This is a genomic window from Bacillus kalamii (genome assembly GCF_047238185.1).
Classification (GTDB): domain Bacteria; phylum Bacillota; class Bacilli; order Bacillales; family DSM-1321; genus Bacillus_AD.
Genome location: NZ_JBDFMI010000001.1, coordinates 3,304,024 through 3,313,425, shown reverse-complemented (window position 1 = coordinate 3,313,425; position 9,402 = coordinate 3,304,024). Strand labels below are relative to the sequence as shown.

Below are 9,402 nucleotides of genomic sequence, written 5' to 3'. Positions count from 1 at the left end.
TTGCCAGCCATATTCCCGGGTGGGCAAAGAAAATACTTGGCATTCATTCTCCTTCTAAGGTTATGGAGAAAGAAGTGGGGCAATGGATACCTGCAGGTATAGCTGAAGGGATTACTAATAACTTAGGTATAGTCAAGACGGCTTCCGAAGAAATGGCTATGGCGGCTATTCCAAGCTTTACCTCCTAAGGTTGCATTAGCACAGAATGAATTGAAAAAGTTTAATAGTATTGTTGCTTCTGCTTCATCTACCAATGCCAAAGCCCTTAATCAGATTCACAAAGATGCCAACGCCAAACGAGCTGATATAACATCACAAGCGAATAAGAAAATTGCGGAAATTGAAGCCAAAGCAAGGGATGCTAAAAAGAAATTGACGGCAGCCCAGGAACGGCAAATAACGAACATCCAAGATAAAGCGGCAAAGGACCGGGCGAAAATCACAGCTGATGAAAATAAGAAAATTGCTTCCCTATCTGCTGGATCTGCTGCAGCTAAAATGAAAGCCTTAGAAGACTATGTGAAGAAGCGGAAAGATTTAGAATCCCTTACATTGGACCAAGAGGCTGCATACTGGCAAAAGGCTGTAGTTTTATTCAAGAACAATGCGAAAGAAAAGACTCAGGCACAGATCATCTTGAATAAGGCAATGGATGCTTTAAATAAGGACCGATACAACAAAGAGAAAGCATATGTGGAAGACAAGAAATACTACAATGAACTATCCCTTGCTGAAGAGTTGGCAGCCTATCAGCAGTATATAAAAGGGTACAAAGCCGGTACAGAAGAACGGATCTATTATGAAAAGGAAATCTATCGTGTAAAGCAGGAAATCCAAAAGCAAATCGATCAAATAAATGCCGACTATCTAACGAAGGTTCAGACCCTCAACCAGCAGCTTATTGACGAAGAGAAGAAGCTAAATGATGAGTATGACAAAGCTTTGGAAGATAGAGCGAAGTCCCTTTATTCCTTTGTTGGATTGTTCGATGAAATCACCAAGAAATCAGTATCGGGAACTACTTTGTTAAAGAACCTGCAGGATCAAGTTTCAGCTTTTGAGGACTGGCAACGAAATCTGGCTGAACTAGCTGCTAAAGGGATTGACCAAGGGTTGCTTGCTGAATTACAGGATATGGGGCCTAAGGCTGGCGCAGAAATTGCCGCCCTTAATAGCCTTACATCTGACCAACTTACTCAGTATGTTGACCTGTGGAAGGCTAAGAACCAGTTGGCAAAAGAAGAGGCGCTCAAAGAACTTTCTAGTTTAAAAGTAGAGACAGCACAAAAGATTGAAGAATTAAGGGCTGATGCAGCTGTGAAGCTATTGGGCTATCAAGAAGAGTGGCGGAAGGCAATGGCTGGCGCGAAGTTCAAGGTGAAAGACGAAGCCAAGGAAATGCCGTCCATTGGTGATTATGCTGTAGCCGGATTAATCAGCGGAATGATGAGTAAGAAAAGTGAATTAGTTTCTGCAGCCGAAGAACTGGCCAGCATTGTGAAAGATACTTTTCAATCCGCCTTGGATATCCATTCTCCATCACGTGTTTTCAGGGGCTTTGGAGTCAACATCAATGAAGGTTTAATTAAAGGGATTCAGGATTCTTCTGCCAAGCTGAAAGGTGTCATGAATAATGTATATGGCAGCATGGCCAGTAGCGCAGGAAAGATGCTGAATGCAAATAACCCTGTTACGGTTTCTTCCACAGGACAGGCAGGCAGTACAACTACAGTTGAGCATAATTATTATATGACCTTCCAATCTCCTAAAGCATTGGATCCTTATGAGACTGCTAGATTAAATAGAAATGCATTAAGAGAATTGGCCATGCAAGTATAGGAGGTGTTTGATTGGAATCATACAGCAGGAAAGAAAAATTGATATTTGATAATAACCAAGGGCAAACACTTGAGATATCCGTGTTGAGCCCTTTTTATTTGGACTCGGCAGAAGGTTTGGACGCGATGGAAAATGAGTTTTTCACCAGCAAAAGCTATGGTATTGACGGATTATCCTTATCAGGATCTAGTGTCAAAGAAAGGAACATTGTCATCAATGGCCGGCTTAGAATCGATAAGGACATTAATCGATCCCGCCTTATTCGTTTCTTCAATCCAAAACATGTGTTCACTCTTCAATACACAAATGGAGAAATCAGCCGGTATATCAAATGCCATGCGGAAAAAACACCTGTAATTAACAAGGCTCCTTATCCGGAATTCATGATATCTCTTCTTTGTCCGAAGCCTTGGTGGTTCGATAATGAAATTAAAACGGATATTGCTTCCTGGATAGGAGGCTTTTCTTTTCCGTTAGTCATTCCGGCTGACACAGGCATTCGGATGGGATATAGAGAGCCTTCATTGATTGTGAATGTATTGAATGCCAGTGACAATGAAGCACCATTACGGCTTGAATACAGGGCATTGGGAACCCTTAGAAATCCATCGGTTGTAAATGTAGAGACACAGGAGAAAATATTGATTGAAAAAGAGATGCAGGCAGGAGATATCATTACGATCAGCACAGAACGCGGTAATGAATATGTCCGGCTAAGTAGGAATGGTATTGTCTCAAATATCTTTAACTATCTTTCTTTCGACTCTAATCCACACTTAGCGTTAGATTTAGGGGATAACTTATTGCGGTATGATGCTGGTCTAAATGTGGACAATCTGGAAGTATCTATATACTTCACGCCACAATATGTGGGGGTGTAAGCGTGGAATTATATGTATGCGACAAGCAGTTCAACAGACTTGGCTTAATCGGTAAGTTTTCCTATCTATTGTGGAGGAAAAGAGACACGAAGCATGGGGAGGCTGAATTACATGTCGATGTAACAATCGATAATATTTCCTTATTACAAAAGGGAAATATTCTGTATAGAGATGATGATAACGAAGCCATGTATATCTATTACCGTGGATTCACAGAGGATGAGGATGGAAAGGAGCAATTATCCATCAAATGCTTCTCGGCTTTGCGATGGATTGATCGGAGGATTTTATGGAATATCTATAATTATAATGACACAGCTGAAAATATCATCCGTTCCATGATTATGTCTGAATGCATCAATCCATCTAATGTAAAAAGGAAGATTGCTCAAATCCAATTAGCTGCCGCCAGAAACTTCGGCACCTCTATACAGTTTCAAGCTTCATATGAAAATGTGCTAGAGCAGGTGGAAAGCTTATGTAATACGTATGAAATAGGGATTCGCTCCAATTTTAACGGGCGGTCTCTTTTTTATGAACTTTATGAAGGAACAGACAGGACCATCGATCAATCGATTAATCCAAGATGTATTTTATCTAAGGATTTTTCCAATGTTATAAGTCGTAACTACGAGGAAGCCGACAATGATTATAAGAATACGGCCTTAATTGCTGGAACTGGTGAAGGGGTGGACAGAAAGTTGGTATCCATCGAACAGGGAACCGGCCTTGATCGGAGAGAGTTATTTGTGGATGCCCGAGACTTATCGGAAACACAAACGATTGATGAGACCGAGGTGACTCTATCGCCTGAAGAATACATTCTCCTTCTTAAACAAAGAGGGCTAGAAAAGCTATTGGAACAAGAAGAATTCATTTCTTTTGATTGTGAACTGGACGTTACCAAAGAGAACACCAAGTATAATCGTGATTTCTTCCTTGGGGACCTTATCACAATTAGGGATGACAAATTAGGAATCGTCATGAACAGCCGAGTTGTGGAAGTCGATGAAGTCTATCAAGATATTAAAGAAGTTTTTGTGAAGGTGGGGAAATCTATCCCAACCCTTCCCGAAAAGGTAAAAAGGATGGTGAAATAATGGCAATCAATAGTGGGATTTTTGATTCTGTGAATTTTGACAGAGTGTACTTAGCAAAGCATTACGCGGCTTATTTCGCAACGTTCATTGGAAACGGAGTTTTTCCGAATCCGTCCACAGGATTTCAAGTAACGGCAGGCACTGGAATGAACGTTGTATTAAAGCCAGGTAAAGCATGGATAAACGGGTACTACATTTTCAATGATGCTGATTACAATCTTAGCCTTGATGTAGCAGACGGTGTATTAAATCGTATTGATCGTATTGTTCTTCAGCTAAATTTCTTAAATCGAAATATTGTTCCGGTCATTAAAAAAGGGACGCCAGGTTCTTCTCCTATTGCACCAGTATTAAAAAGGGATGCCGATGTTTATGAAATTGCCTTGGCTGATGTGTACGTCGCTAAAGGTGTCCTTTCCATTACACAAGCGAACATAACCGATAATCGGTTAAATAAAGAACTGTGCGGCATTGTACACGGTACTGTAGATCAAGTGGATACAACGGAAATCTTTAATCAATATCTCGCATGGTTTAATCAAACGAAGACACAGAACACTGCAGACCTAGAAAACTATAAGGCTCAACAAAAGGTTGCTTTTGAAAGTTGGTTTGATGGAATAAAAGGTATTCTAAATGGAGATATTGCAGCAAATTTAGCGGCAAAAATTCAAACCCTGCAGGCTGCATTTAATGTGCATAAGGAAGACTATGCTACATTAAAAACGGACTATGGTCAACATAAGACAGATACGAATTTGCACTTAACAAATGGCCTTCTAAAAATCAAAAATACAGACAGCCAAAAATCCTTTTTATTCAAGATGGATAACAATGGCCCTTATCTGGAAGAGGTGTAAACATGGCAAATGGGGATAGATATTATTTTATAGAAATGCCTGCCACGCAGCACTATACACATGAAGTGAGTATAGGAACTACGGAGGTTTCTGTTACATTGCCGTTTGAAGTAAAAAAGTTTGTTTTTCTTACAAATGATGATGATACGAATGATCTTCTAATCGCTTTTAACACAGCAACCACATCAGATGGAATGTCCGGCACAAATAAGGTTATTCGTCTGAAGCCAGGCGAAACCCTACAGGAATTTCGTTATAAAGCTACAGTAATTAAATTCAAACGGTCTGCTGGATCAGGCAATGTCCGATTTTTGACGGTGTAAGTATGGGATTAATAAAACCTAGCGGGTCTAAAATTAGTTATACAATATCACCTAGTGATGAACAAAGATTGTTTTCTAGTACCTCATCTATAACAGAAAGTACAACATTTGTAGCATTAAAAAAAGTTGTTTGGTTAGGGAAACCCTCCACCATAAGAATTAAATATAGATTTACGGATTATTACGGTGGGCGCGGTGCACAAGCAGGTATTTTTGTAAATGGTTCATTATATAGTACATATGATGAATCTTATTCACCTAGCCCTTTGTATATAAAAAAGGATATTTATGTTAAAAAGGGAGATGAAATAGCAATTTACGGGCGGATATTGACGAGTGGTTCAGTAGTTTGTGATGAAATGGGCGTATATTATAGTATTGCTGCTTCTAACGTGCCTGTACTTCTAACGAAAATTTCATAATAGGAGGATGAAAATGGAACTTGTTTTTCAATACACGAGTAATGAGGAAAAACAGCATCTTATAGAACAAAACTCAGAATATAGACTGATTGAAATTCGCAATATTATTATTGGGAATTTTCTTGTTTTCGAGAAGCCGGAGGTAGATAACTCGCCTACGCTTGAACAACGTGTTTCTGCAATAGAAGCTTTACAAAATGCCAATCTATTAGGAGGATTAAAATGATGAATAGTTCAGCGTATTATAATTATGTGAAAATACAGGTGTTATTGGGTAAGTTAGGATTGGAGGAATTAAACATTCTTGCTAGTCGATCAGTAATAACTACAGAGGAGAAGGATGAACTGAGTCAATTGGTAAAGACATATAGTTAATTTATACAGAAAGCACCCATTGAGGTGTATTTTTTATGGGGAAAAGGGGGTCTAATCCATTGGAGGCGGATCAAGTGGTGGACTTATGGAAAACATCCATTCAGAAGGACATTGATGAATTGAAAAAGGAAAGTGAATCAGCTAGGAAAGATATAGATGACCTTAAGCGAACAACGGAATTACACGAAAGGGATATAAAGGAGATTAAGAAATCCCTTGAAGAAATCAAAGATGACACAAAATGGCTACGGCGCTCTATTACAAATGCAATCATAGTTGCTGTGGTTGCAGGAATTGTAGCCATTATTTTTGCGACAATGAAAGGAGGTGTGTGAATTGAATAAGGACACTATCACATTATTGGGGGGCTTCCTTACAGCTCTCCTTTTATTTTTGGGTACAATCGGCATTTCTTTTGATTGGTTCACTCAGGAAAGCATTAATGCCTTCGTGGTTGTGGTTGGAGCTTTAGTTGCACTGATTATTAACATCTATGCTGTGTGGAAGAACACTCATACTGGCTGGTTTAAGAATAAGGACAAATAAGCTGCTCATTCGAGTGGCTTTTTATTTTGGGGAGGCGAGGGCCATGTGATTCTTATTGGTTGCTATGATGCTAAGTCATGTGAAAAATAAAAACTATATGAGGTGAATGAAATGGTAAAAATCTTTATTGATCCAGGTCATGGTGGTAGCGATCCAGGTGCAGTAGGTAACGGTATTCAGGAAAAGAATATCACTTTGGCGATTGCCTTACGGGTAAGAGATTTATTATTAAACGGCTACAGTAATGTGGAAGTGAAAATGAGCCGAACAGGAGATACTTTCCCTTCTTTATCTGATCGTACGAATGCGGCCAATGCGTGGGGAGCTACATTCTTTATGTCCATCCACATTAATTCCGGGGGTGGAACAGGTTATGAAGATTTTGTTTATCCAGGTAGTGGAGCACCGACCACAACATATCAAAGTACCATTCACAGTGAAATCATGAAACAAGTAGACTTTGTGGACCGCGGTAAAAAGCAATCCAATCTACATGTCTTGCGTGAATCCAACATGCCGGCCATCTTAACGGAAAATGGTTTCATCGATAATGCTACAGATGCAGCCAAGCTTAAGAATAGTGCATATCTTGATAAGATTGCCCTCGGCCATGTAAACGGTCTAGCCAAAGCATTAGGGCTTACTCCTAAGAGTGGTGTTGTTTATCACACGGTTGTTGCTGGTGACACGGTTTATGCCCTTAGTATTAAGTACGGCAGCACAGTTCAACAAATCAAAGACTGGAATGGACTGGACAGTAACTATACCATCAAGGTTGGTCAGAAATTGCGTGTGAAGTAGAGATTAAAATCGCTTATTATAATTTATGGGGATTTTTTGTTTTTTAAGAAAAAATTATTGATTTTGGAATATTTTGTAGTAAAGTTGGTTATAGCAAATTAACATAACGAGGTATATTATGAATCATATAATCCCTATAATTCCAGAAGACAAAAACTATTGGTTGATTAGAACTCAATCAGGAAAATACTATGTTGAGTATCGAAGAAAAGGTTTTATTGCAATTAATTGGAATAAAATCACTTTAGATGATATTAAATCATTAAGTTCGGAAGATTTGGCAATAAAAGTTAAAGAGGAATATCCAGATAAACAAAGACCAGGTGGAACAGCTAATCAATTACGCATTTTTAAAGATATAATAAAAAAAGGGGATACGGTAGTAATAACTGGTGTCAATTCGAATAAGTTCTCCATAGGCGAAGTAATCGAAGACGAATGTTTTGAGGAAAACATAACAAAAGAAATGCTTGATGCTAACTCAAGGGTATGTCCGTATAAAAAAAGAAAGAGAGTAAGATGGATAAAAGAAGTTCATAAATGGGACGTTGAAATGCCTATGTTTAAGCTATTGCAACATGCTCAACATACTATTTCAGATGCAAATGAATACAAAGATGTTATAGAGAGTATGATACATGATTTTTATATTCGTGGAAATTATGCGCAACTGTCCCTTAAAGTAAAAAAAGAAGAAAATATCCCTATGTCGTCTTTTTTTGCTTTAGGTAAAGAAATATTAGAATTAGCTGAGGAATATCTTGATTATTCACTTGACGCTAATTTTGATTTAGATTCTATTGAGACACAAATTAACGTAAATTCTCCAGGAAAGATTAAACTAAAAGGACCAATGACAGCAATTTTAATATTGGGATTACTTATTGTTGGTGCAACTGGAGGAGGAATATCTGTAAGACCACCAACCAACGATAGTCCATTATCAGTTGAAATTAAAACTGGTAGTGTTATTACACAAGTAAATGACTTCTTGAATGAAAGACAAGCAAGGAAGCAAAAAGAGATGATAATGGAGAAGTATATGGATGAATTAGAAGTTGAAACTCCCGATGAGCTTACAAAACTAATGCAGGCTGTTGAAACAAAGAAAACAAACAATAATTAAATCAGGTTAAATAATTCTATTATAATTGGAAATATTTATTAAGGTGAGGTGATAACATGATTGGGATATTAAATGCGATATCAGTAGTAGGTACGTTTTTAGTGGTATTTAGTATTTTATATTTTGTACAATCATTCACCTTGGGGATATTTCCATTCTTCAAGAAGCAAGTAAATCAAAAGATATCTATGGGGGATATTATTTTTCCAATAACATCAATTTTGTTTATTATATTTTTTGTGGATTTTTATCAACCCTTTTAAGTTTTCTTTTAGAGAAAGTTATGTCACAAACAATTGTTTGTCAACTTACAAAAGTAATATATACCATGTTAAAAGCCCTTCCTTAATTGGAGGGGCTTTTTAAATAGTATGTAAGTAATTCCTCGCATTTGTTCCTCAGCCTTGGATTAAAGTAATTATGATGTTCCTCATATCCTTTGTAAATAAATGTATACATTGTAAAGGACTCGTCACTCTGCTGTTTAAATACCTTGATTTTATTCTTCCTCAAAAAATCCCTTGTTTTCTTAATGTCCTTATAAACTTCCTTAATTGTACAATCAACTAATTCCAAATACGGTTTTTTCAACTTTAAATGGCTTTTATCAATCACTTTTCTATCTCTTTCTAAGATAGTGATAACCATAGGTAGGTAAATTTCTTGTTCGATTATATCTCTTTCTTCGCTTGGAATCCGTGTCATAACCATTACCTTCTTTAACCTTAATATGACAATTATATACAAACGTTTGTTCTAAAACAACTTGAATTAGAACGAATGTTCTTGTAATATTGAATTATACAAAAGGGAGGGGTCACACATGGGAGCAGTACCAAAACCACCATCAAAAAAGAAAACCAAAGCAAAGCGGCCAGAACGAGATGAGTATGAATTGGAAGAAATCGCAATGCAGTTGAATGAAGCGAAGGACGATCAAGAAAATCGATTAATTATTGCTTTGAACCAAGAAGAGCCTATAAAAGGAAAAGTAACTCACCTGGACCCGGTAACGAAACAAATTACTATTTCATACCTATTCGAAAAATATAAAGTCCATTTTTTAGATATCCTCAAAATTGAACGATTACAAGAGAATTAAATAAAGCCCCTTCTCATTGAGTTGGGG

Annotated in this window: 15 protein-coding genes; 14 read left to right on the top strand and 1 reads right to left on the bottom strand. The window is 37.5% G+C overall.

Annotation, left to right across the window (positions count from 1 at the left end):
* From ABC357_RS16420 to ABC357_RS16360, 13 genes are all read left to right on the top strand, one after another.
* Window positions 1-188 (top strand): hypothetical protein (locus tag ABC357_RS16420; RefSeq protein WP_412888538.1); only part of this gene is annotated, 188 nt, incomplete at its 5' end.
* Between the two features lie 22 nt (window positions 189-210).
* Entirely contained in the window at window positions 211-1,839 is a 1,629-nt protein-coding gene (locus tag ABC357_RS16415) for a hypothetical protein (RefSeq protein WP_412885533.1), read from the top strand.
* Window positions 1,840-1,850: 11 nt separating this feature from the next.
* Window positions 1,851-2,720 (top strand): phage tail family protein, encoded by an 870-nt coding sequence (locus tag ABC357_RS16410; RefSeq protein WP_412885534.1) that lies wholly within the window; start codon window positions 1,851-1,853, stop codon window positions 2,718-2,720.
* A gap of 2 nt (window positions 2,721-2,722) precedes the next feature.
* Window positions 2,723-3,820 (top strand): siphovirus ReqiPepy6 Gp37-like family protein, encoded by a 1,098-nt coding sequence (locus tag ABC357_RS16405; protein WP_412885535.1) that lies wholly within the window; start codon window positions 2,723-2,725, stop codon window positions 3,818-3,820.
* A complete protein-coding gene (locus ABC357_RS16400; protein WP_412888537.1) occupies window positions 3,820-4,680 on the top strand; it encodes a hypothetical protein in 861 nt (286 codons plus the stop codon). Before ABC357_RS16405 ends, ABC357_RS16400 begins: the two co-directional genes overlap by 1 nt.
* Before the next feature lie 2 nt (window positions 4,681-4,682).
* Window positions 4,683-5,003: a hypothetical protein gene (locus ABC357_RS16395; protein ID WP_412888536.1), complete on the top strand. Its 321-nt coding sequence runs from the start codon at window positions 4,683-4,685 to the stop codon at window positions 5,001-5,003.
* Window positions 5,004-5,005: 2 nt separating this feature from the next.
* Window positions 5,006-5,425, top strand: coding sequence for a hypothetical protein (locus tag ABC357_RS16390; RefSeq protein ID WP_412888535.1), 420 nt, complete (start codon window positions 5,006-5,008; stop codon window positions 5,423-5,425).
* 13 nt (window positions 5,426-5,438) lie between these two features.
* Window positions 5,439-5,651, top strand: coding sequence for a hypothetical protein (locus ABC357_RS16385; protein ID WP_412888534.1), 213 nt, complete (start codon window positions 5,439-5,441; stop codon window positions 5,649-5,651).
* A complete protein-coding gene (locus ABC357_RS16380; RefSeq protein WP_412888533.1) occupies window positions 5,648-5,800 on the top strand; it encodes a hypothetical protein in 153 nt (50 codons plus the stop codon). Before ABC357_RS16385 ends, ABC357_RS16380 begins: the two co-directional genes overlap by 4 nt.
* A 35-nt stretch (window positions 5,801-5,835) precedes the next feature.
* Entirely contained in the window at window positions 5,836-6,135 is a 300-nt protein-coding gene (locus ABC357_RS16375) for a hemolysin XhlA family protein (protein WP_412885540.1), read from the top strand.
* A 1-nt stretch (window position 6,136) separates the two neighbouring features.
* Window positions 6,137-6,346, top strand: coding sequence for a hypothetical protein (locus ABC357_RS16370; RefSeq protein WP_412885541.1), 210 nt, complete (start codon window positions 6,137-6,139; stop codon window positions 6,344-6,346).
* 111 nt (window positions 6,347-6,457) lie between these two features.
* Window positions 6,458-7,147 carry an N-acetylmuramoyl-L-alanine amidase family protein gene (locus ABC357_RS16365; RefSeq protein WP_412888532.1) on the top strand — a complete coding sequence of 230 codons (690 nt, stop codon included), beginning with the start codon at window positions 6,458-6,460 and terminating at the stop codon, window positions 7,145-7,147.
* 118 nt (window positions 7,148-7,265) lie between these two features.
* Entirely contained in the window at window positions 7,266-8,273 is a 1,008-nt protein-coding gene (locus ABC357_RS16360; protein WP_412888531.1) for a hypothetical protein, read from the top strand.
* Between the two features lie 345 nt (window positions 8,274-8,618).
* Here the strand turns inward: ABC357_RS16360 and ABC357_RS16355 are convergent, their stop codons facing one another.
* Window positions 8,619-8,978, bottom strand: coding sequence for a YhjD family protein (locus ABC357_RS16355; protein WP_412888530.1), 360 nt, complete (start codon window positions 8,976-8,978; stop codon window positions 8,619-8,621).
* A gap of 118 nt (window positions 8,979-9,096) precedes the next feature.
* Here ABC357_RS16355 and ABC357_RS16350 point away from each other — a divergent pair, with 118 nt between their 5' ends.
* The gene (locus tag ABC357_RS16350) at window positions 9,097-9,375 is read left to right on the top strand and encodes a YolD-like family protein (protein ID WP_412888529.1); all 279 of its coding nucleotides are present in this window, start codon (window positions 9,097-9,099) and stop codon (window positions 9,373-9,375) included.
* The last annotated feature ends 27 nt before the right edge of the window (window positions 9,376-9,402 follow it).

Coding starts and splice junctions, on each gene's coding strand:
- ABC357_RS16375 (WP_412885540.1), top strand. CDS start 5,836: ATGGGGAAAAGGGGGTCTAATCCATTGGAGGCGGATCAAGTGGTGGAC.
- ABC357_RS16400 (WP_412888537.1), top strand. CDS start 3,820: ATGGCAATCAATAGTGGGATTTTTGATTCTGTGAATTTTGACAGAGTG.
- ABC357_RS16390 (WP_412888535.1), top strand. CDS start 5,006: ATGGGATTAATAAAACCTAGCGGGTCTAAAATTAGTTATACAATATCA.
- ABC357_RS16385 (WP_412888534.1), top strand. CDS start 5,439: ATGGAACTTGTTTTTCAATACACGAGTAATGAGGAAAAACAGCATCTT.
- ABC357_RS16360 (WP_412888531.1), top strand. CDS start 7,266: ATGAATCATATAATCCCTATAATTCCAGAAGACAAAAACTATTGGTTG.
- ABC357_RS16395 (WP_412888536.1), top strand. CDS start 4,683: ATGGCAAATGGGGATAGATATTATTTTATAGAAATGCCTGCCACGCAG.
- ABC357_RS16355 (WP_412888530.1), bottom strand. CDS start 8,978: ATGACACGGATTCCAAGCGAAGAAAGAGATATAATCGAACAAGAAATT.
- ABC357_RS16380 (WP_412888533.1), top strand. CDS start 5,648: ATGATGAATAGTTCAGCGTATTATAATTATGTGAAAATACAGGTGTTA.
- ABC357_RS16350 (WP_412888529.1), top strand. CDS start 9,097: ATGGGAGCAGTACCAAAACCACCATCAAAAAAGAAAACCAAAGCAAAG.
- ABC357_RS16365 (WP_412888532.1), top strand. CDS start 6,458: ATGGTAAAAATCTTTATTGATCCAGGTCATGGTGGTAGCGATCCAGGT.